This window comes from Bacteroides sp. 51 (assembly GCF_010500965.1).
GTDB lineage: Bacteria > Bacteroidota > Bacteroidia > Bacteroidales > Bacteroidaceae > Bacteroides.
Genome location: NZ_QVMI01000013.1, coordinates 23,760 through 46,823 on the forward strand (window position 1 = coordinate 23,760; position 23,064 = coordinate 46,823).

20 protein-coding genes are annotated in these 23,064 nt (G+C 44.0%); 3 read left to right on the forward strand and 17 right to left on the reverse strand.

Translation table 11 applies throughout. From position 1 onward, the window contains the following. Positions 1-5 precede the first annotated feature (5 nt). Genes D0T87_RS11380 through D0T87_RS11395 form a run of 4 tightly spaced genes read right to left on the reverse strand, consistent with a single transcriptional unit; the run spans position 6 to position 2,868 of the window. Positions 6-1,100 carry a Nif3-like dinuclear metal center hexameric protein gene (locus tag D0T87_RS11380; RefSeq protein ID WP_163175253.1) on the reverse strand — a complete coding sequence of 365 codons (1,095 nt, stop codon included), beginning with the start codon at positions 1,098-1,100 and terminating at the stop codon, positions 6-8. A gap of 57 nt (positions 1,101-1,157) precedes the next feature. Then, positions 1,158-1,439 (reverse strand): hypothetical protein, encoded by a 282-nt coding sequence (locus D0T87_RS11385; RefSeq protein WP_163175254.1) that lies wholly within the window; start codon positions 1,437-1,439, stop codon positions 1,158-1,160. Then, complete coding sequence (locus D0T87_RS11390; RefSeq protein ID WP_163175255.1) at positions 1,436-2,236, reverse strand: ABC transporter permease; 801 nt, start codon at positions 2,234-2,236, stop codon at positions 1,436-1,438. Before D0T87_RS11390 ends, D0T87_RS11385 begins: the two co-directional genes overlap by 4 nt. 11 nt (positions 2,237-2,247) lie before the next feature. Next, positions 2,248-2,868 carry an ATP-binding cassette domain-containing protein gene (locus D0T87_RS11395; RefSeq protein WP_163175256.1) on the reverse strand — a complete coding sequence of 207 codons (621 nt, stop codon included), beginning with the start codon at positions 2,866-2,868 and terminating at the stop codon, positions 2,248-2,250. Between the two features lie 200 nt (positions 2,869-3,068). Here D0T87_RS11395 and D0T87_RS11400 point away from each other — a divergent pair, with 200 nt between their 5' ends. From D0T87_RS11400 to D0T87_RS11410, 3 genes are all read left to right on the forward strand, one after another. Next, a complete protein-coding gene (locus tag D0T87_RS11400; protein WP_163175257.1) occupies positions 3,069-3,611 on the forward strand; it encodes a ferredoxin domain-containing protein in 543 nt (180 codons plus the stop codon). Beyond that, entirely contained in the window at positions 3,611-4,651 is a 1,041-nt protein-coding gene (locus D0T87_RS11405; protein ID WP_163175258.1) for an agmatine deiminase family protein, read from the forward strand. Before D0T87_RS11400 ends, D0T87_RS11405 begins: the two co-directional genes overlap by 1 nt. A 70-nt stretch (positions 4,652-4,721) precedes the next feature. Continuing rightward, positions 4,722-5,606, forward strand: a complete 885-nt coding sequence (locus tag D0T87_RS11410) for a carbon-nitrogen hydrolase (protein WP_163175259.1) — start codon at positions 4,722-4,724, stop codon at positions 5,604-5,606. A 342-nt stretch (positions 5,607-5,948) separates the two neighbouring features. Here D0T87_RS11410 and D0T87_RS11415 read toward each other — a convergent pair whose 3' ends face one another. The 13 genes from D0T87_RS11415 to D0T87_RS11475 all read right to left on the reverse strand — a co-directional run bounded on the left by D0T87_RS11415 (position 5,949) and on the right by D0T87_RS11475 (position 23,027). Further along, positions 5,949-6,875: a DMT family transporter gene (locus D0T87_RS11415; protein ID WP_163175260.1), complete on the reverse strand. Its 927-nt coding sequence runs from the start codon at positions 6,873-6,875 to the stop codon at positions 5,949-5,951. A gap of 37 nt (positions 6,876-6,912) precedes the next feature. Further along, on the reverse strand, positions 6,913-7,275 hold the full coding sequence (locus D0T87_RS11420; RefSeq protein ID WP_163175261.1) for an MmcQ/YjbR family DNA-binding protein: 363 nt from the start codon (positions 7,273-7,275) through the stop codon (positions 6,913-6,915). Between the two features lie 21 nt (positions 7,276-7,296). Continuing rightward, positions 7,297-7,596: a transcriptional regulator gene (locus D0T87_RS11425; RefSeq protein ID WP_163175262.1), complete on the reverse strand. Its 300-nt coding sequence runs from the start codon at positions 7,594-7,596 to the stop codon at positions 7,297-7,299. Next, on the reverse strand, positions 7,589-8,179 hold the full coding sequence (locus D0T87_RS11430; RefSeq protein ID WP_163175263.1) for a hypothetical protein: 591 nt from the start codon (positions 8,177-8,179) through the stop codon (positions 7,589-7,591). The genes D0T87_RS11425 and D0T87_RS11430 overlap by 8 nt, the downstream gene beginning before the upstream one ends. Before the next feature lie 128 nt (positions 8,180-8,307). Further along, entirely contained in the window at positions 8,308-8,961 is a 654-nt protein-coding gene (locus D0T87_RS11435; RefSeq protein WP_163175264.1) for a hypothetical protein, read from the reverse strand. Between the two features lie 30 nt (positions 8,962-8,991). Beyond that, positions 8,992-11,136, reverse strand: a complete 2,145-nt coding sequence (locus D0T87_RS11440; protein WP_163175265.1) for a TonB-dependent receptor — start codon at positions 11,134-11,136, stop codon at positions 8,992-8,994. A 196-nt stretch (positions 11,137-11,332) separates the two neighbouring features. After that, positions 11,333-12,502: a sugar MFS transporter gene (locus tag D0T87_RS11445; protein ID WP_163175266.1), complete on the reverse strand. Its 1,170-nt coding sequence runs from the start codon at positions 12,500-12,502 to the stop codon at positions 11,333-11,335. Between the two features lie 64 nt (positions 12,503-12,566). Further along, positions 12,567-14,948 carry a GH92 family glycosyl hydrolase gene (locus D0T87_RS11450; protein ID WP_163175311.1) on the reverse strand — a complete coding sequence of 794 codons (2,382 nt, stop codon included), beginning with the start codon at positions 14,946-14,948 and terminating at the stop codon, positions 12,567-12,569. Between the two features lie 13 nt (positions 14,949-14,961). Next, complete coding sequence (locus D0T87_RS11455) at positions 14,962-16,137, reverse strand: glycoside hydrolase family 76 protein (RefSeq protein ID WP_163175267.1); 1,176 nt, start codon at positions 16,135-16,137, stop codon at positions 14,962-14,964. A gap of 10 nt (positions 16,138-16,147) precedes the next feature. After that, positions 16,148-17,356, reverse strand: a complete 1,209-nt coding sequence (locus D0T87_RS11460; protein ID WP_163175268.1) for a glycoside hydrolase family 76 protein — start codon at positions 17,354-17,356, stop codon at positions 16,148-16,150. A 5-nt stretch (positions 17,357-17,361) separates the two neighbouring features. Continuing rightward, complete coding sequence (locus D0T87_RS11465) at positions 17,362-18,480, reverse strand: SusE domain-containing protein (protein WP_163175269.1); 1,119 nt, start codon at positions 18,478-18,480, stop codon at positions 17,362-17,364. 20 nt (positions 18,481-18,500) lie between these two features. Further along, on the reverse strand, positions 18,501-20,030 hold the full coding sequence (locus tag D0T87_RS11470; RefSeq protein WP_163175270.1) for a RagB/SusD family nutrient uptake outer membrane protein: 1,530 nt from the start codon (positions 20,028-20,030) through the stop codon (positions 18,501-18,503). Between the two features lie 6 nt (positions 20,031-20,036). Next, on the reverse strand, positions 20,037-23,027 hold the full coding sequence (locus D0T87_RS11475; protein WP_163175271.1) for a TonB-dependent receptor: 2,991 nt from the start codon (positions 23,025-23,027) through the stop codon (positions 20,037-20,039). Positions 23,028-23,064: the final 37 nt, after the last annotated feature.

The window sequence follows — 23,064 nt, forward strand, 5'->3', positions numbered from 1 at the left end:
TTTTCTTATAAATATTTAATAGGATTCGTATTCACTTTACTAATATATACATCTATATTGGGGAATTGTTTCTCAATGATAGAGTAAAATATTTCTTTTGTGTATTGTTCACTTTCGTAATGTCCGATCTCAGCAATTAATATACCGGATTCATGTCCAAAGTATTCATGATATTTCATTTCCCCTGTGATAAATACATCTGCATCTGCTGCTATGGCGTTGGGTAAAAGGAATGCCCCTGACCCACCACAAAGTGCGACTTTTTGTATCAACCGCCCGGATAATTTATTATGTTTCAGACAACCGACTTCAAATGTCTTCTTTATGCGTTTCAGGAAGTCGAGTTCGGTTTCTGCTACCTCCAACTCTCCTACTATCCCGGAACCTGCTTGTGCCCAACTGTTTTTAAGCGGGTAAATATCAAAAGCAGGTTCTTCATATGGATGAGCATTCATCAACGCTTTTACTGCTGCAGATTTTTTAAAGGAGGGTAGAATAGTTTCTATCCGCAGTTCAGTTTCCTGGTGCAGCTCTCCCACTTTTCCACAATACGGATTGGTACCTTCGCCAGCTCTGAATGTTCCCTCGCCTTTTACAGAATAACTACATGAATCATAGTTACCTATATGTCCGCACCCTGCATTAAACAATGCTTCCCGTACAACTTCGACATGCGATTCTGGAACAAACGTAACAAGTTTCAACAACATATCTTCTTTTTCCGAGAGAAAACGAAGATTTTTCAGACCGATCTTTTCCGCAATTTTATAGTTCACCCCTCCTTGTGCATTGTCAAGATTGGTATGAGCAGAATAAATCACCATATCATTCTTTATGGCTTTCATGATACATCTCTCGACATAATCTTTACCTGTGAATGATTTATATCCTTTAAAAATAAGCGGGTGATGCGATATAATGAGGTTACATCCTAACGCGATAGCTTCATCTACAACAGCTTCAGTTACGTCAAGACACAACAAAGCCCCTGTTGTTTCCGCATCTGTCAGTCCGATTTGCAGGCCGGCATTATCAAATCCGTCTTGCAATGGCAGAGGCGCGAACCGTTCAAGGGCGCTTACTATTTCCTTAATTTTCATTATGGATAGAAAATTTGGATGCAAATATACTCAAAAAAGAGGATATCCGGTAATATTTCACTCTCTTTTTGGCTTATTTACTTTATTTACAGTGTTCTTCATCGCATATTTCTCATCTACAACCTGGTTTGTCGGGAAGAATGTCAGTGTCATTCTCCACCCATTTTCCTGATATGTAAATTTTCGGCTCTTTACTCCCTGATGGATTCTCTCTAACTTTTCAAAGATAAAAGTTTCAAGTCCTGTAGGAAATGTATTGGCTTCTTTAGTGAATTCAACAGTTACAAAGAATCCTGGCAAAGGAAGGTTTCCAACTCTATTTAAGACTGCATCAATCATTTTCTTTCTTTTTTCTCCTTTGTAATATGTAATAGTTTGCCATAAGGATCGAAAGATTTACGCGAAGCTATCGAAATGGTAATCATTAGCGACAACATTGAAGCTGTAAAGGTGATGACAATAATCATCATTTGATACTTAATAGCTACGTGGGGACTACTTCCTCCTAATATTTGTCCAATCATAGTCCCAGGTAAAGCAACCAGTCCCATAACTGCAATATTTGCAATTAACGGACTAAATGCTTTTATAATTGCCTGGCGGATAAATGGTGCCTGAGCTTCCTGCCGGGTTGCCCCATTTCCTAACAGATAGTAATAAAGTTGTTGTTCGCGCTGCAATCCACTATAAAATGTATTTAAGGCTATGACATTTGAGGAAAGCATATTTCCCATCAGGATTCCGAAAATAGGAATGAAGTATTGGGCGCTAAAAGGGTTTTCCAGTTGTAATACTGCAACAAGAAAATACATGCCAATCAGAACAACAGAGACTAAAAATCCAACAGATATTGGAATAAATAATATTTTACTTTTAATCTGTGTACGCGATAGAGAAGTTTGTGAAGCAACCATGATCATAATGATTACCCAAAGGAAGTTCACAAACGGATTATCCCATAAAAACAGGTATCTTAAATATATACCAATAAAGAAGAGTTGTATAATCATTCGAAAGATTCCGATTACAGTAGCCTTCACTAATCCGGTCTTAAATTTCCACAAATAATAAACCGGAAGAATGAGCAATAGTAATCCGATTAATAAACTTGAGTATGAAATATCTATAGTTCCCATTGTGTTTGATTTTATAATTTAATCCGGTGATCGCAGCCTGATGCAAAGTTCTCATCATGAGAAACGGAGAGAATAGCAGTTCCTTTTTCAGTACAACGTCGAAAAAAAGCTAATACTTTATCCATTGAATCTCCGTCAAGTGCGGATGTTGGTTCGTCTATAATAATCAGCGGTTTATCCAGTAAAACGGCTACGGCCAACATTACACGTTGTCTTTGTCCACCCGATATTTCAACCACACGTTTATGATAAATATCTTCTTCCAGTCCAAGCTCATGAAAGCAGGAAAACAGTTTTTCTTTAGAAAAGTTCTTTTTCCGGTTTATTTTGAGTTCAAAAGGAAGGTGTACCATTTCACTTACCCATTCGGATGGAAGAGCCAGTTCCTGAGGTACCCATGCTATATGATAACGTATGGAATCTATTGTATGCTTATTTAACAAAATATTATTGACCGTAATACTGCCTTCACGTAGTGGAACAAACCCCATGATTGCATTCAGGAGTGAGGTTTTTCCACGACCGGACTGACCCGAAATGCAGGACATCTCTCCCCTCTTCAAGTGCATATTAAAGTTAGAAAACAAGACATCTTCACCGAAAGCGACACAAGCATTATTTATCTGAAGCATATTTACAGAAGGTTTCAAACAAGTATAATAAAAGACAAAGATAAGCTTATTACTATTTTGAACCGCGACAAAATCACTATATTTAACGAATATAGGATGCATCTTGGGCAAGTATTCGCTGAAACCTTTCGTTTCGCTTTCCTTGCCGCTCAACTTTCACTATATTTGCCCCCGGTTACTAATAACAAATCTGACTATTTATGATTATAAATGAACGCAACTGCCGTCATGAGCATGTCATCAATATAGCTAAACAGATGATGACAGCGGCACGTACTGCACCCAAAGGAAAAGGTATAGATATCATTGAAACGGCCATTGTTACAGGTGAGGATATAAAAATTTTGTCCGACAAAATGATTGCAATGGTAGAAGAACATGGCATGAAATTCTTCCTGAGAGATGCGGATAATATTTTAAGTGCCGAGTGTTTGATTTTAATTGGTACATACGAAAAGGCACAGGGATTAAACTGTGGGCATTGCGGTTTCCCAACATGCGTTTCGCGCACACCGGGAATACCTTGTTCACTGAATTCGATTGATCTGGGAATCGCTATTGGCTCTGCATGTGCCACAGCATCTGACTTACGAGTTGACACACGTGTTATGTTTTCTGCCGGACTCGCCGCCCAACGATTGGATTGGCTGAATGGCTGCAAAATGGTTATGACCATTCCTATCAGTGCATCATCAAAGAATCCGTTCTTTGATCGTAAACCTAAAACTGAAGAGAAAAAATAATGGAAATTATCGCCGAACAGACTTCATTTCTACCTGCCGAATGGCATCCACAAAGTGGCGTACAGCTCACCTGGCCGCATGCCGGTACAGACTGGGCATACATATTGCCCGATGTCGAAGCTTGCTTTTTACAGATTGCCCGGGAGATTGCAGCAAGAGAATTGTTACTTATTGTAACTCCAGAACCGGAAGAAGTCAGTAAATTCATCACTGCCGAAGTCAATATGAAAAATGTACGGTTTCTGGAATGTGAAACGAATGATACCTGGGCACGTGATCATGGTGCCATTACCCGTATAGATGAGGACTCGCTTACCCTACTCGATTTTATGTTCAACGGCTGGGGATTAAAGTTTACCGCTGATAAAGATAATTTAATTACCCGCCAAGCCGTGGAAGCACATGTTTTAAACGGGCGATACGAGAACCAATTAGGCTTCGTACTGGAAGGCGGCTCTTTCGAAAGTGATGGAATGGGTACGCTACTAACTACTTCAGAGTGTTTACTGTCTCCCAACCGCAATGGTGCAATGAACAAGGCGGAAATAGAAGAGTTTCTGAAAGCGACTTTCCATTTGCAGCAAGTACTCTGGCTCGATCATGGCTATTTGGCGGGCGATGACACCGATAGCCACATTGATACATTGGCACGTTTTTGTTCTCCGGACACGATTGCTTACGTAAAATGCGATGACAAAAAAGACGAACATTACGAAGCATTAAAGAAGATGGAAGAACAGTTGCAATCTTTCCGTACACTATCTGGCGAGCCTTATCGGTTATTGGCATTGCCTATGGCTGACAAGATTGTAGTAGATGGCGAAAGGCTTCCTGCAACATATGCTAACTTCCTGATTATTAATGGTGCTATCTTGTATCCTACGTATAATCAGCCGGTGAACGACCAGAAAGCAAAAGATATTCTTCAAGAAGCTTTTCCTGATGATGAAATCATCGGAATTGATTGCCAATCGTTAATCAGACAACATGGTTCGCTGCATTGTGTAACCATGCAATATCCGCGAGATGTAATTAAATAGTGAACACCCAAACAAGGTTGGGCAGTTTACAAATCGCCCCTACACCCAATAGTAAAAAAGAGAAAAGAGTATGAAAAAAATAAAAGTCGGCCTGATACAACAGGCAAATGGTGACGATATCCGTGATAATCTGAAAGCATTAGCTAAGAATATTGAGGTATGTGCCGAAAAAGGGGCTCAACTGATTGTACTTCAGGAGTTGCATAACACCCGTTATTTCTGCCAAACGGAAAACACAAACCTATTTGATCTGGCAGAGGCTATCCCCGGTCCTTCCACTTCGTTTTATTCGGAACTTGCAGCCAAATATAATATCGTACTGGTTACTTCTCTTTTTGAGAAACGTGCTCCGGGACTTTACCACAATACAGCCGTGGTGTTTGATACAGACGGAAGTGTGGCTGGTAAATACCGCAAGATGCATATTCCTGACGATCCGGCTTATTATGAAAAATTTTACTTCACCCCGGGCGACATTGGCTTCGAACCGATTCAAACTTCCATCGGCAAATTAGGAGTGTTGGTATGCTGGGATCAATGGTATCCGGAAGCTGCCCGGCTCATGGCTCTCAAAGGAGCTGAAATGCTGATTTACCCTACCGCTATTGGCTGGGAAAGCTCGGACACGGAGGATGAAAAATCGCGTCAACTTAATGCCTGGATTATTTCTCAACGCGCTCATGCTGTTGCCAATGGACTTCCGGTAATATCAGTGAACCGCATAGGCCATGAACCCGATCCATCGGGGCAGACTAACGGTATACAGTTTTGGGGAAATAGCTTCGTAGCCGGTCCACAAGGTGAATTCTTGGCACAGGCGGGGAATGAAATGGCAGAGAATATGATAGTCGAAGTCGATTTGGAGCGCTCCGAAAACGTACGCCGTTGGTGGCCATTCTTAAGAGACAGACGTATCGACGAATACGGAGACATCACCAAACGCTTTATAGACTAACACAGAGGTTATATAAAAGAGCTATTATACACTTCTTTCACCACAACTTACCTATTCTTAGATAAGATTTAGGTCAATTTTCTTATTCACTTAGTTCGTCCCGCAGATGCGGGACGAATAGCCCACAACTGTAAACCGAATAGCCCACATATGTGGGACGAATAGCCCGCATCTGCGGGACGAACTAATTGAATAAGAAAACAATCATAAAACAACAGTATAATCACCTAAAGTTCAACTGTATATACGAATAAATCAACTGGCAAAAACGAACTAAGCCTCTTGATATCTGCTATAATTTCATTCCTACTCGAAGAGAATACAGGTTTTGGTGTTTATATATCACTTTCTTATCGGCAGCCTGGGGAATAATTTCCTAAAGCGAACAAGGTATGTTTTGATGTTACCGCCCGCAACGATGAACGAAACAGCCAGAATGATAAGCATGATCCCCGAAATGATTCGCAGAGTAAGCGATTCGCCAAAAACAGTAACTCCAAAGAACACCGCTGTAACGGGTTCCAGTGCACCGAGTATGGCTGTAGGCGTAGAACCGATATATTGTATAGCACTGGTGGTACATAAAAATGATATAGTAGTCGGAAAAACAGCAAGGGCAATAAGGTTCAGCCACAGATACCATTTATCGGGCACGATAAGGCTTGTCCCGAAATCGGCACGTACCAGGAATAGGGATACTCCGAACAACAATATATAAAAAGTAATTTTGAGTGTAGCAACATTTCTCAACATCGGCCGGTTCACTGCTACAATATAAATAGCATAAGAGAGCGCAGAAGCCAGGACAAGCAGGGTGCCCGTAAGACTCAATGTGGAACCATCGCCTCCTTTATAAAGCAGAGCTATACCTCCCAATGCCATAAATATACACAACACCGTTGGAAGAGTTACTTTCTCCCGGAAGAAAACAGCCATAATCAAGGCTACCATGATAGGATAAACGAACAGCAAGGTGGATGCTATTCCTGCATCCATAAAATTATAACTTTGAAAAAGGAAAAGCGAAGACATGGCAACCAGAATCCCCATAACAATAAGTGGAAGGATTTCTTTCCGTTTTACCTTAAAATCCCGTCCACGCACCTTGATCATGACTCCTAAAATAGGAATTGCAATAAGATAACGGAAAAACAATACAGAGTCCGGATTCATTCCCGCCTCATAAAGCGGAAGTGCGAACAGGGGATTCATTCCATAAGTAGCCGCAGCTATTGCTGCCAGTATATACCCTTTAACCTTTGTATTCATACGTAGAAAATGAGCCGCAAAGATAAGGGTTTTCCAATTATCGATTGTATTCCGCCTGCTTCTTTTTAGGCAATTTCTTAATCACTTCCCGGGCAGAATGGTTGATTAATTCTACAATTAATTTATCAGGAACATCGCTATCAAGTACAATCCGATGCCACATCAAGGCCGTTTTGATATGTGGAGGGCCAATTTCCTGATGTTTTTCCCGAAGTTCAATGGTATATTCCGGATTACATTTAAGATCAGCCCAATAAACACCATCTTTCGGTTCAAGAGACATCATACAGAACATCTTACCCATAACCTTGAATACAAGCACATTACGGTCAATAAAGGGAGTACTTTCGGTAGCTCCCTTAACTGCTAAACAATATTCTCTGAAGGTTTCGATATCCATAGTTTGTATTTACAACCGGCATCATTTAGCGATGCCGGATTTTTTTATGTAATCTTCCAATGCTTTCACATATTCTTCAAACGCGGTAATGCCCTTCTTAGTGACCTTACACACGGTTTTCGGTCTTTTACCATCAATAAACTTTCGTACTTTAATGTATCCGCTTTCGCTGAGTTTTTCTATACTGACACTCAGATTGCCGGAAGTAGCGCCAGTCTTCTCTTTGAGAAAGACAAAATCGGCTTCTTCTACGGAAATCAGCAAAGACATGATGGCCAGTCTGAGCTGCGAATGTAATAACGGATCCAGATCCTTAAACATTTTTCTTCGCTTTATAATTAATAATATGCCCCGGTATCAGGTTGCCGCAAATAAGCATGGTACCCATAAGGAGCGGATATGCACTATAAGGAACAAAACGGTAAAGTATAACACAAACCGCGCAAATAGCAGCAGAGATATACATCCACTTCATACGGAAAGCCCCTGCGGAAAGGAAAGTGGCATACGCATAAACCAGTGAAATGGCAGGGTAAATATACATACCGTTCTTACCGGCAAGCAAAAAAGCAACCAGAAAAGCCGTACAACCAAATCCAGTCCAGATCCGGCTGATCATACTGCTGACGTAGGTTTTTACCACTTCCTTCTTCCTGTCGTTCCAGATAAAAAAGAAGGTAACGATGACACCAATAATCGGAAGGATAGTCCAGATATAGTTGGATAAAGTATATCCAAAATCAAGAATGGTATAAGAAATATAATGGGCAAAACAAGCTATGGTAATGATATACCCCCATAATACCAGGTATTTTCCATCGCCTTCTTTTAAATTATCTTTGGCTTGTTCAATCATCTCACGGATGACCAACATGCTATCTGTTTCGTTAAATTTTGATTCCATATTATGGTTTTTTAATTATTTTGAAACACAGATTTACGCGGATTTACGCAGACTTAAAAATGCAATTTATATATTTTTCAGTGCTAATCTATGTTCCAAAATGGTTATAATAGTACTTTATTATTTTCTCAATTCTCTATTTTTATGTAATTCACAAATGATTCGCCCCAGTAGGGTTTATCAATCCCTTTTTCTTGTTTGGCAAAAAGGGTTTTAGCCTTTTCTACTTCTACGGAAGCATCAATTTTCAGTTTCACCATCGGGGGCAGGAACTGATTGAAAAACGTCCGTAGAATCACCGCCCGCGGGTTTTCAGGATTTATCCCCAATGCTCTTTCGTAGGCTCCGATTACCTGTCCGAAAATAGTTTGTGCGTTACCGGGATTGAGCATAATTTGCGCATTGTAATAATATCCCCATAAGGTACTCACCTCAGATTTATCGGCATCGGAAATACAATCCAGTTTCTCCAATTCTTTTTGCGCATTGCTTAAACGTACGCTGTTGTGCTCGGAGGCTTTGTCATAATATACCATTTGGATATCACAATAAGCGGTGTAATAAACCGGTTGCCATTTATCGCCGAACTTCTGGGCTATACGCTCAAAAAGATTGCGGCAATCCATTAAATCGGCTATGTTTTTAACCTCATCGAGTTTGGTTAACGCTTTTTCCATAGACGATTGGTACAAGCCTCCTTCCTGTGCACTTACCCGGTGGGTAAAATTACAGAAAATGAAGGAAACCAAGACTAAAACTGCATAATTTTTCATTGTTTTCATAAGATTCATATATTAATGGGTTATTTAATTTTAGAAATAAGATGGTTTATATGCTCTACCTTTGCCGAAATTGATAAACACACCTACATAAAAGGTACGGCCTTGATAGGAAGTGGTAGGAACGGAAGCAAAATGTCCATTCGCATCGGGGTGGCCGGAAAAACTGTATCCATATACATTCTTCCGGTTGAATGCGTTCGACAGACTGGCGTATATTATCATTCCGGGACGTGGAAGAACGGTCAACCCCAAACCCAATGTATGGTACAAGGGTGTTTTGGCATTCATAAAACCTGCCTTATTGGGATCGTGATAAGTCCGCCCACTTGCCAAACTGTTGGTGAGACTAAAATAAGTCCGCAATTTCGTCCAGAAGTATTTGACCATCAGAGATGTATTATGGTGGGTCACAAAGTTGGGAGTTGCTTTCACCGGATAATCCAGATATTTTCTTTTCGAATTGTTATAGGAATAAGACAAGGTGTATTCCACGTATTTAAGTAATCTACTGTCATCAAAGTAAAGGTCAACTCCCCTACTATACCCATCTCCACCGGATGTATATACGCCATTGGCAAGTAAAGGCAGGTCATTATATTTTTTATTGTAAAATTCTGCCCGGTAGGTACGCCTGTTTTTATTGTAATACATGCCAAACATAGTCATCCAGTTGGTTTCCATAGCAAGTTTCTCGTTGCGGATCAGGTAGTTGGGATCAGTTGCCTGTTGATATTTACCGACAACGGCCGAAAGGATCAGCCCATCCATCTGATAGTTCAAAGCGGCTCGCGGCAGAATGGCGTATTTATCCGTGAGGGAAGAATACTCCATTCGCCCCGATAGGTTAAAGAAAAACCGGTTGGTAAAGTTAAAATCGTTAGAGATAAAGATGCCGCTGATATTATGATCGTATTTGCGATGTACCGAATTCTGATCTGCATATTCCATATCGTAAGACCGCAGGTAGGATTCTGCACCGAATTCTACTTTATATAGGTTGGTGAATCTTTTGGATGCTTTGGTTTTCAAATGGGTTTCATTTTCTTTGACTGTGTAACGGTCACCCGGAAGCAGGCTGCTGTTTCTCTCCTGGTTGTTCCAGGAATAGGCCACACCCACAAAATATCGAATATCATTAGCCAGCTTGGTGTGGAAAGTAGTATTCAGGTACAGGTTGTCTTCATTGTAATTCATGTTACGCAGATTGTCGGCAAAGGGGTCCTCCCACCAACGGCGATACCGGGTTTTATCATATGCATAATAGGTTTTCAGGGTGGAGTTCGGAGTAAAATTAAATCGCAATTGATTACGGATGGAGAGCTCACGGTATGGGATATCCCACTTATCATTCTCGCCCGGATGAAACATAGCATTGTAGAAGGTCAGGTCGGTATAGTTTACCGTCAACGATGCAGAGCCTTTATCCCATGCCTGGGTGCCTCCAGCTTCTATATTTACATTCATCAATCCGACGCCGTAAGCTGATTCCGTATTTTTATCTTTTGTATCTAACGGCAAAACACTCGACAGACTTTGCGAGTATTCGGACCCATACCCTCCGGTAGAGAAATTAATACCTTCAAAATGAAAAGGAGAATATTTGAGGCGGGAACTGCTGTTGGGTGAGTTGGCTGTATAGGGAGAAAGTACATGCATGCCATCTATATAAGTCTGCGACTCCCGACTATTACCGCCACGCACTTGTAAACGTCCGTCCACGCCAGGGGCTTGTGAACCCGGAAGCATGGTCAGGGCTTTGTTAAGGTCGCCATCGGAACCGGCATTGGTAACAAGATTAACTGCATTCTGACTTTCCAGTGTAGATGATTTCAAGGAGTAATTTCCGGCAACGATTACTACATCGACCAGATTCTCCACAGCGGGTTTAAGGTAGATGCGCAAATTATTCAAGCCTTTCACATCTTTGGTTAGAACGTAAGTTTGATAACCTACAAAAGATGCTTTGAGGGTAACACTCCCCTTCTCTTCTGTTTTTATCACAAACTGACCTAGATCGTTTGTACTTGTTCCATCTAATGTTCCGTCAATATATACGTTAACAAAACTGATTGGCTGTTTATTCTCATCGAATATAGTGCCGGAAACATCTGTTGTCTGCGCTCTTAGAGAGGCAAACGAAACAATTGTAAATAAGGTTATTAACGTTCTATTCATAGCTTTATTTGTTCTTACTGGTTGCAAATGTAACTTAGTTTACTTTATAAACCAAATTATATCGCAAATAAATTTAGCAACAAGAACAAATAAGATTCTGAGCAAGTAAAATAGTTGATATAAGATGGGTCCAAAAGATCAATGATGTAACGTCATTGACCTTTTGGCCCCTTTATCGCTTATTTAAACCAGGTCTTTATTTTCCAACAGGCTTTATCCCGAAAGCGCAATACGTTAGATAAAGCACACAAATCAGAGTCACAAAAATGCCACCGATTATACCTATTCCTCCGATAGCGAATCCGATTACAGGAGGAACTACTCCTCCACCGGCAACGGCAGTAATCATCAATCCCGATATCTCGTTGGCCTTTTGCGGACGAGCCTGTAATGCCATAGAATAGATAATGGAAAATACCGAAGAAGCAAAAAATCCAACAGCTCCGATACAAACCAGATTCACAATTTCATTCTCTACAAATGCCATTACCAAAAGTGAAGCCACACAAGCCAGTATATTCAGGCGGAAATACCTGATCTCTGCAATCCGTGTCAACAGGAATGCTCCCAGCAAAGCGCCTACCGTGCGACTGAAGAAATAAACCTGTGGTGCAAATTTCACTTGTTCCACAGTCCAGTCGAAACGGGCAGCCATTAATTTGGAACTGATATAATTGGTGGAAACGTCAGTACCCACAATGAAAAAGATACCTAGGAAAAGCAATAAAATGGTTTTTTCTTTTAACAAGGCAAAAGTATCACGAGTCGAGGTGAGTCCGGAAGTTTCGGACTCCCTTTCTCTTGCAATGGGCGTTGCCATAAGCCAAAGCGCAGAGAGCAAAGTAATAACCCCAAGAATGGGGAAACAATAATACCACTTATCATCGCCAAACCAGGCTACTGCCAGAAGAACGATTTCCGGACCAACTAATGAGGATATAGCCTTGATTACCTGACCGGCAGTGAGACTACTGGTCAGTAATTTCCCACTGGTGATTACATTGTTCAGCAATGGATTGAGCGACACCTGCAATATGGCATTACCTATACCCAGAAGTGCAAAAGCGAGTAAACAGGTTATGCTGTTGTAACTGATAAGGGGTATAACCATTCCCACCACAGTAATGACCATACTGAGGAGTACAGTATTCTTCCTCCCCCATTTATTCATCCGGATACCTACCGGAATACCGAGGAAAAGGAACCAGATAAATACCATAGAGGGTACAAACCCAGTCATCTGGGGCGACCAGTCGAAGCTCCTTTGGACATAGTCGGAGGTGATGCCGACGATATCACAAAAGCCCATAACGAAGAAGCCGAAGAGTACGGGCAAGGCTTTTATTACTGTATTTTGTTGTTTCATACTAGTGTGTATAATTATATAATATTGTATACTCTGGAATGAATAAACATATAGCCATTGATGTTTACTGTGGCACCGGGGGAGCTACCTTAACTCCCCAATCCATATTCGGACTAGCGCCCATTCGCAGTTTCAACGTACCGCCTTTATAGAGTTCATCCCTATACATCCAGCAATTATCAAGTGAGTTTCCGTTGAAAGAAGCGGATTGGACATAGTAATTCTCCGGACCGTTGTTTTCTACCTCAATAGTGAATGTTTTCCCTGTTGCATTAACGGAGCTTAGCTTGATTTCAATTTTATCGAATTCCGGACTTCCCAATTGGAATGTGGGTCGCTCGGGGGTTCCGCCCTGAACATCAAACAATCCCATGCCGGCAAGTACATACCATGCACCTAGTTGCCCCTGATCTTCGTCCTGACCATAGCCATAACCATGCTCACCATCGGTTCCGTAGAATTCATCGCAGATAAGGCGCGTCCACTTCTGAGTAAGCCAGGGTTTGCCGGAGAAGTTAAAGAACCAGGATATATGAAGGCTCGGCTGGTTACCATGATTGTACGGACTTTCCACACCCGAGAAGGCATACGTGATCTTACCACCGCCAAACATGGATTTGCGGGCTTCGGTGAAGATGGAATCCAACCGGTTGTTGAAGGTGTCAAGACCGACTTTGCCGATCAGCCCTGCGGGATCTTGAGGAACATAGAACGTATATTGAAGTGAGTTACCTTCCTGAAATCCCCTCCATGACTCAAGCGGGTTGAAGTTATCGAGGAACTTTCCGTCCACACCTTTGGGGTGAATCAGTTTCAATTCATCATTGAACAAGTTATGCCAGCCGCGCGAGTAGTCCATCAGCTTGTTGTAATCATTGGTTTTGCCGAGTGCTTTAGCCCATTGAGCCACTGCGTAGGCACTAAAGCTGTACTCCATTGTATGAGAGGCGGAAAAAGTAGAACCTTCGGGGTGGGTGCCGTAGTACAAAGAGTTCTCATAAGGCACATAGCCACGTTCAACAAATTGTTTCACATCCATTTTGCCGGCTCCGGCGATGCGGTTTTCCCAGCCCAGTTCATTTTTAAAGGCCGCCTGATAGGCTGTTTCTACATCGAAGTTGCGGATGCCGCTGTTATAGGCTCCAGCCATTGCAATGCTTACCATGTTGGTTCCTACACCAGACACGTATTTACTGGCCGCCATACCGTCGCCCAGCCAGCCGGCATCTTTATATATTTGCACCTGACTGTTTACCCAGTCATTGTAATACTCCGGATAGGCTATTGACCATAGCGTGGTCAGATTCCAGTAACCTCCCCAAATGGCATCTGTATTGTAAAAAGTATAAGATGGTTTTCCGTTAATATCAAGGGGGATTTGTCCGATACTACCATCATTTTTAGGATAAGATCCATTCACATCACTACCAACACCACGACCAAGGAGTACATGGTATAGGCCGGTATAGAATTTAATCTTACTTTCCTTTGTTCCACCGGATACGCGGATGCGAGCAAGTGAGTTCTCCCACTTATTACGGGTATTTTCCAGCGCCTGATCAAAGTTGAGATTGCCGGCTTCTGTATCAAAGTTAAGACGGGCATTGGCAATGGATGTATAAGACAAGCCGATTTTAACCGTAATGGTTTCGTTACTTTCCGTAGCATAATTCAGTACCATTCCGGCACCTGCGCCGGTTATGGTGTTTCCGGGTTTCAGCTCACCGTTGCGATAGAATACATCAACAGATTGCGGTGCCTTATCAACCTTGGCATAGAAATAGAGAGGAACAGAGGCTCCTGTCTGGTACTTCTTCACATATTCGGGTTCAGTGATAACATACCCTTCTATGGTGTTAGCATCGGTTTGCTGGATGGACGCATCGCGCACGGCTCCACTCTCGCCCCAGCGATTACCTATATCAAGTAAAATGTGCGATTGGCCAGATTGAGGGAAGGTGTATCTCTGAAAACCCACACGTGCAGTTGCGGTCAATTCGGCCTTTACATTATAGTCTTTCAGCAATACGGAATAGTATCCGGGCTGGGCTTTTTCATCTTTTTTATCGAAACGGGAGCGATAACCATTGTCCGGGTCTTCGAGTGTTCCGGGTTGGGTGATTATATTACCTGTAATGGGCATCAGGGTGATGCCGCCTATCTGGAACTCGTGCATACAAGGAAATCCGTCGATAGAGGTATGGTTGTCTTCGTAGCCAATGGCTTCCCAACCCTGATTATTTCCGTAGCTGCCGTTGGTGGATGCTCCGAGTTTGGCCATGCCGAAGGGTTCGGCGGCGGGGGTGTAGAAAAACCAGCGGCTGTGTACGGAGCCAATGTTAGGGTTGACATAGTCGGACAGGTTCTCTGCCGGTTGCCTGGTGTCGCACGATAGGGTGAGGACAAGGCCGGCACATAATGTAAGGAGTGTTTTGATATTCATTATTTATTGTTTTTGGTCACTTTTGCATGTTCCGGATCATTGCTGCCCGGGTATATATCTCGATCATACACGATTCATCCAGCAACCATTTGGGTTGGTTTGATTCGTCGGTACGGCCGGTCCAGTCCTTGTAAACCAGTCCGGCATGATCACGGGCATGTTCCCATGCCCAGTCGGCACTCTGGATGATGGCATTTATGTATTTGGGGTCTTTGTCTACCTCGTATAACTCCTGATAACCGCGGAACAAGACGGTGACAAACCAGGGCAGATCGGCGATATATGGGGTGCCACCATCGGTGAATTTTACGTAATATTTGTAACTGCCTTCGGCCATGGCGCGGGCATCATCCAGGTATTTCTTCTCACCGGTGAGCCGGTAGAGCCTTACGGCGGATTGTATCATGGTACCTGTATTATAGGTATAGGCGTGTTTCTGCACCTCGCCCTTTTCGGTAAGCAGAGCGTTCCAGATGATATGCAGGGAATCATCGAGCAAGTATTTCATCATCCAGTTATAGAAACGTTTTCCTTGTTCCAGGTATTGCTCCTCGCCGGTAGCCTCGTATAGTTTGAGTGATAGTACGGTGGCTTTACCGTTGGAGCAGGCCGGTTTCTGGTCTTTATGGCCTTCGAGCCAGGACACAGCACCTTCGTATTCGTCCCACCAGCCGCTCATGATAAAGGTCATTACCTGCCGTGCCCGTTCCAGGTATAAGGGATTGCGAGTAACGGCATAGGAATCAATATAGTCAATTCCCACCAGACCGTTATCGTCATAATAACGGTCTACCTGGCCAAACTGTACCGGATAGGCCTGATATCCGGGCGGGATACGCTGGTCATCGTAATACTTCTCCACGGCTACGACCATGGAGTCCAGATAGGGTGTATATTTCTCCGGGTTGATTTCTGCAAGCAGAATAACGGAAGAGAATACGCCACTCATGGGCCACAGGTAGGATGTTTCCTGCGCGGTGCGGGTTCCGTCCTGGAAGTAATCCAGATTGGGTTTATAGTCGTTAGGGTAATGCTCGGCAAAGAGGCCATACTGCGGCACGCGGTACTTATCCCAGACGAGGGCGAACATGGACTCGGCTTTGTCTAGATAGGTTGCATCAGTGGACTGCATGCGGGGAGCGCATGCAGTAACCAATATAAGGGTTGTTAATATGTAGATGGTATGTTTCATCTGTGGCCTATTAGTTTTCTTTATACACTGCAATTGCTGCGTATGATTCTACGACGGCGGCCTGCATGAGGAGTGAGTAATATCGTTTCGGATCGGCTCCTGTCCAGTCTTCGTAGAAGAATCCCATATCCGTGCGGGCCTTATCGTAACCGTGGTTGATGAAGTTGATATATGCACGAATGTATTTATCGGCCTCTGCATGGAGAGGAACCAGGTCGATATACGCGCGCAGTAGCTTGGTGTTAAACCAGGGATCGCTGTCCGGAAAGGCCAGTGAAACGCCGTTGCGGGGTTTTACAAAATAATCGTAGGCTCCTTGTGCTGAAGCTATGGCGTGGTCAAGATAACTCTTTTCGCCGGTGATGCGATACAGGCAGATGCCGTTTTGTACCATGACGCCGGTATTGTAGGTCCATTTATACTTATTCACTGTTCCCAAGTTGTTTTTGTCGTTCCAGTAGCAATTGTCCGTATCAAGCAGATTGTCGCGCAGCCAGGTGTACAGGCGCTTGGCAAAAGCAAGGACGTCTGCCTTTTCGGATGCATCGCACACCTCATGGTATTGTAACAGGAACTGAGTGGCGTAACCGTTGGAGCATGCCGGCTTGTTGGAGTCCGATACGCCGGTGAGGTCCTTTTGATCTTCGTTCCACCACAGGGCACCACCTAGTTTATTGTCTTCTCCTGCTTTGAGGAAGGCAACCACTTGTTTGGCCTTGGCCAGATAAGCGGCGTTGCCGGTGATGTGGTAGGCTTCGACCAGACTGATGCCGGCAATGGAATTATCGTCATAGAAGCGTGTGCCGCCGCCGGTGGTTCCATTGGTGGAGGAACCGAAACCAGGAATGTTGTTTCCGGCAGCTCCCTGGCGCCAGTATTTATCGAAGTTGCCGACCAACGTTTCATAGTTTACGTTGTAGCCCAGTTGGGTGAGCAATGCGGCACCGGATACGATACCATCAAACGGCCAGAGGTAGGAATATGCCTGGTCGCCTGCCTGTGCAGGGTAGTTTTCTTTATACAGCCCGGTAGTTTCAGTCTTATAATATACCTGTATTTTATCGAAAATCTCTTTGGCACGTTCTTTATAGTCTACATCGGCTCCCGCCCCCGGTGGGGGCGTTTGCGGACCGTTGGGTGTCCACTCTTCGGCACCGTCTCCACAGGAAAAGAAAAGAACGGTGGATAGAGTGAGTAGTGATAATAATAATTTCTTCATGGTTTTTATTGTATATCTGTAAACTGATGAATCATCAATCCATCTTTATTTGTATCAATGGTCACTGTGCACGACTTGCCGTCCAGTTTACCGGCCATCTTCCATAAATGATCCCATTGCGACCACGGGAACTCGCCTATTTCATAGAAGCTGATGGGTTCAGTATCCGATGGACGTTCTCCATGAACACCGTCCATACGGCCCCAGCATATATCTGCACCGTTAACAGTAGCAATAAAGTAATATCTTTCTTCTACCCATCCCAGCCATTCGGGAGCACCAGGGCCACCTGGAATAACAAAGTTAATGGAAGTATTGCGACTTTCAAAGATTCCGCCACCTACATAATTCATATTCGCAATTACGCCAAAACTACAGCCCCAGATCATGCGGATTCCTGTAATCCGGTCAATGCTTATTTGTTTGGTATTGAAGTTAATCGTCATCCGTATGGGCGAGTCGTATGCTTCGGTAGACCACGGATTGCTGCCTTCCACAATCTTGCTGCTGCCGTCTACGGTATACAGAGCCGCGTCTTCGTTTTCAGCATCGGCCAATAACAGATTACCAGCTTTCAGGGTAGTATAGATGGTGAATGCTCCATCGCTTACGGTACGGAATGCCGAGTTACCATCCGGATTTTCCGTAGCCGTTCCACGCAGGTACAGTTGCTCGGGTATTTCTTCATCGGGACGGGTCAGGGTGACTTTCTCAGATACCTCTGCCATGTGCTCTACCCCACCTCGCGAGGCGGTTACCGTCCATTTGAATGAACCGCTTTCACCGGTTTTCAATCCGGCCTGACGAGCCATTTTATTTAATTCCACATGGGTAAGCGTACGTTTGGACAATCCACCCAAGTCGCTTTGAAGTTTCAGAAGAGGATCAGAGAAATTGCCGCTCTCTTTATCAAAGAGTATCTGGTAAATCAGGATTCCGCCATCATTGGCTTTGCCTCCTTCCCAGGAGAAGACAATGTTCTCGGAGGAAGAAAGGTCGAGTTTAACGGAAGCCGGACCATTAAGGGCATTGGGCACCGTGAAGCCGGTACTCAGATCGTAATCCTCTCCGCATGCGGTAAGGAGTACGGTCAGGGATAATAGGAAATAATATATCTTTTTCATTGTATTTCTATGTTTTAGATTTACCAGTTAGGGTTCTGAGTCAGATTTTTATTCAAATCCCGTTCGCTTTGCGGTATTGGCCACAAATAATGCTTATCGGTATTGAACGTTCTTTGCTCTACACGCATAAATCCGTTATCCGTACCAATGATTTCCCCGGTATACAGTCCGTGACACCAGCCGTTCATGACTTCTTTTCCAATCTTCCAGCGGATAATATCTTTGTAGCGCAAACCTTCCAGCGCAAGTTCCGAACGACGCTCGCGACGAATAACATTCACAATATCCGTTGTTCCGGGGAACTGTAATACGGCATTATCCGTAAAACCTGCACGTTGGCGAATCAGGCGGATGGTTTCATTCCATGCCGTTTCGTTCATTTCTCCCAGTTCGGCCAGTGCTTCGGCATGCATCAACAGTACATCGGCATAGCGGATAAGGATAATGTTCAAGCCCGACATATTGCCGCCACGGAAAGTCTTATCCCAGTATTTCTTGATATAGTAACCCGTTGGCGAACAGTTTGAACTGTAGCCGTATCCATCGGGAGCTACTCCCGGGCTGGTATTAATGGTAGTATAGGTTCCATCCGCCATCTGATAGCTGTTGCCGGAGTACACAATGGTAGCATCCAGTCGTGGATCGCCGTCCAGGTAACTATCTACTAATTCCTGTAGGGGCGCAAGCTGTGCGTAGCCTCCCAATGTAGGCGGCAGAAACTCGTATTGCTTGTTATGCTCTCTTTCAGGCGAGATGTATTGAAGGTCGAGAATGACTTCTTCATTGTTTTCATTCGCCACTTCGAACAATCCGCTATAACTTGGAAACAGACGATGCGGACCTTGTTTCATAATCCTATCGGTTACGGCTTTTACTTCCTTCCAGTTCCCTTCGAATAACAGGATACGCGCCTTTAGCGCCATAGCTGCCCAGCGTGTGATGCGTCCTTTATCCGCATCGCCATAGCTTGCCGGAAGAGCGTTATTGTCAATAATGGTGGTAAGTTCTTCCAGTATCTTTGTTACTATTTCCTGTTTGGGGGTACGCACAAGTTGTTGCGACTCTTTTATGCTGATCACATTCGTAAAATAAGGAACATCGCCGAACCTGGAGTACAGTTCAAAGTAGTGGAAAGCGCGGATAACGGTGGCTTCGGCAATGTATTGTTCCTTTGTTTCGGCACTTAGTCCGGGAACACGGTCAATGTTATTAAGAAGCTCGTTGCACTTTTTAACACCTCCATACCGACTGTCCCAAACAGATTTCAGGTAAGGATAATCCGTAGAGTGTGTTCCGCTGCCAATGGCCTGATTAAACCCTACCGTAGCTTTGGTATACGCGTTGTCCGACATGGCATCGGCATAGAGAACTTCTTCGGCACTGAATAGCGTGGGATAACATCCATTCAGTGAGTAGATGGCTGCCTCGGGCTTTTCCCAATACGTGAGGTCGGTTTCCTTGTCGTATGGCGCACTGTCCAGACCTACACATGCAGAGGTTGTAGCAACAAGTGCTGTGTATAATATGGTTTTATATATATTGTTTTTCATCTTCAATTAAAATTTAACGTTCAACCCAACAGAATATACTTTGGACACAGGATAGATACGTCCACCCCCGTCGCTTGTTTCAGGGTCCCACCCGCCTTTGAGGTCGGTGAATGTCAGCAGGTTTTGTCCGGTGAGGTACACGCGCAGGTCTTTTATAAAGAACCTGGATAACCATTCCTTTGGCAATGTGTAGCCAATCTGGAGGTTTTTCAGACGAAGGTAAGCTGCATCCTGTATCCAGAAGTCGGATTTGGCTGCATTGTTAGCCGATTCTGATCCAACCGTTAACCGGGGGTACGTTGCGCCGGGGTTCTCCGGAGTCCAACGATCCAGATGGAAGTCGAAAACCGGTCCTTCGTTATTGTTGTGGAAGGCTTCCATAGATTCGCCACGTAGCCATACATTGCGCCGCCCTACACCTTGCCAAAACATGGATAAATCAAACCCCTTCCATTTCAGGCCATAACTGAACCCGTAGGTTAAGTGCGGAAAGTTATCGGTAAGAATAAAGCGGTCGTCATCCTCCTTCACCAGTCCGTCATTGTTTTTGTCCAGGTAGCGGATATCGCCGGGTTTGGGCGTGATACCGTCCAGCCAGGGGCCTGCGGCCACTTCCTGCTCGTTCTGGAAGAATCCGTTTGAGCGGTAAGCATAGTATGAGTTCATGGCATAGCCTTCGCGGATGATGGTATTTACATCTGTACCGTTAATCCAGTATTCGCCACGGGTATCGAGTACTTCGTTCTTGCTGTCGGACAGGTTACCGGCTACGGTATGTTCCACATTTCCGGTTTTGAAGCGGTAGTTGGCCGATACTTCCCAACCCTGGTTACGTACTTTGGCTGCATTCTGTACAGGTCCTTCTTTGGCTACTCCGTAAGTACCCGGAACCGGTAGTTTGATAAGAATATCATTGGTGGTATAATTAAAGTAGCCAACGGTTACGTTAAGGCTGTTATCGAAAAAGCCAAGGTCGATACCTAAATCTATCATAGAAGTTGTTTCCCACTTAATATCAGGATTGGCTACGGCAAAGTTAGCCACATTCACCACATTGCTTCCAAAGTTATATCCGGGAGCAACACCTACGGCCGACATGTAGGCATAGTCATCAATACGGTTGTTGCCGACAAGTCCCCACGATCCGCGAAGTTTCATGGATGAGACGTAGTTCTTCATGTTTCCATAAAAAGCTTCTTCGGAAATACGCCATCCACCGGATAATGATGGGAACCAGCCCCCACGGTTGCCTTTGACAAATTTGGAAGAAACGTCATAACGGAGGTTAGCTTCGAACAGGTAACGCTCGTCAAAGTTGTAGTTCAACCGGCCAAAGCCTGAGTAAATGGCCCAATCTTTTCCTTGTCCCATGTTGGCTACATTGGTTAGTTGCCAGCCACCCATAATATCGTAATCGGCAGTTTCGGTAAGACGGTATGTTTCAAAACCCTTGTACCGGCTTCCTTCATAAGCATACCCGGCCATAGCGCCTACATTATGTTTGCCGAAGCTGTTATTATAGGTAAGCATTAGGTTTGTAGTGATGTTTTCTGTGCGATAAGATTGTTCAGTCATACGGTTTTCCGCATCGCCTGTTCCCGGTATGGATTTCCGATTTTCGTGGGTGCGATTGTTCAACAGCTGTCCGCCAACCATACCTTTCAGGAAAAGACCGTCCCAAATCTTATATTCGGCATTAAATACAGCGGATAGATCATCGTTTGAAGCCTGCCGGTAGCCACCCTGTTCAAGGCGGGCCAGCGCATTGGTATTACTTCCACTGGGATAGGTGTAGCCGTTTTCATCTTTTATCGGATAAATGGTAGGCATGCGAGTACACTGTTCAATGAGCCATTCTGTCCAGTAGGCATGATCCTTTATTTCATTGCGTACATAAGATACGCTGGCATTGAATTTAAAGCGGTCGTTAAACTGATGAGATACATTTACACGTCCGTTGTATCGTTCCATTCCATAATCCGGACCTTTGAACATACTTTCCTGATTCATGTATCCGGCGGATACCAGATACGTGGTTTTGTCCGTGCCTCCGGTAAGCGACAGGGTATGCGATTGTTGCGGAGAGTTGTTCTTGTATATCTCTTCCAGCCAGTTCACATTCGGTCCGCCGTTGCGGTAGTAAGCTATTTGCTCAGGAGTAAAGGCAATGGATCTGCCTGAGTTGAGCAATGCTTCGTTGCGCATTTCGGCATATATCCATGAGTCTACCATATTAGGGAGTGAAGTGGGTTTCTGTATTCCGTATTGGAATTCATATTGTACCTCATTTCTTCCCGCGGTTCCTTTTTTAGTAGTAATAAGGATTACGCCGTTGGATGCGCGCGAACCGTAAATGGCTGTAGATGCGGCATCTTTAAGGATGGAGATGCTTTCAATATCCGAAGGGTTCACGTTCTGTATATCGCCCTGTATACCGTCAATGATCACCATGGGGTCGTTATTATTCATGGTGTTCAGACCGCGCACGTTGATGCTGGGACGTGATCCGGGTTGAGAATTGGATTGCTGAATAACCAGTCCCGGTGCAGAACCTTGAAGAGCTTCTACAAGGTTGGTAATGGGCTTTCCTTCGAGGTCGGCCGATGAAATGGTAGATACGGACCCGGTAAGGTTAACTTTCTTTTGTGTTCCATAGCCTACCACAACAATATCTTGCAAAGCAATTACATCCGAACGGAGAACGAGAGCAATATTTGTACGGTTGTTTACAGGTATCTCCTGTGTTTCATATCCGATGGCCGAAATAACCAACACGGCGTTAGGTGCAGTTTGAAGCAAGAAGTTACCATCCAGATCGGTAGCGGTACCGTTTTGAGTACCCTTAACCAGCACTGTAGCGCCGATTAAGCTTTCTCCGTCTGCCATAACATTGCCACGTACTGTGATTGTGTTCTGAGCATAGATACCAACAGTGGGTAACATACTCAAACATGCAAATACGCACAGTAATGCTTTTCTTAGCTTAGAGTGTTTCATAATAATAATTAAATGGTTGATAATTACGTAACTTTAT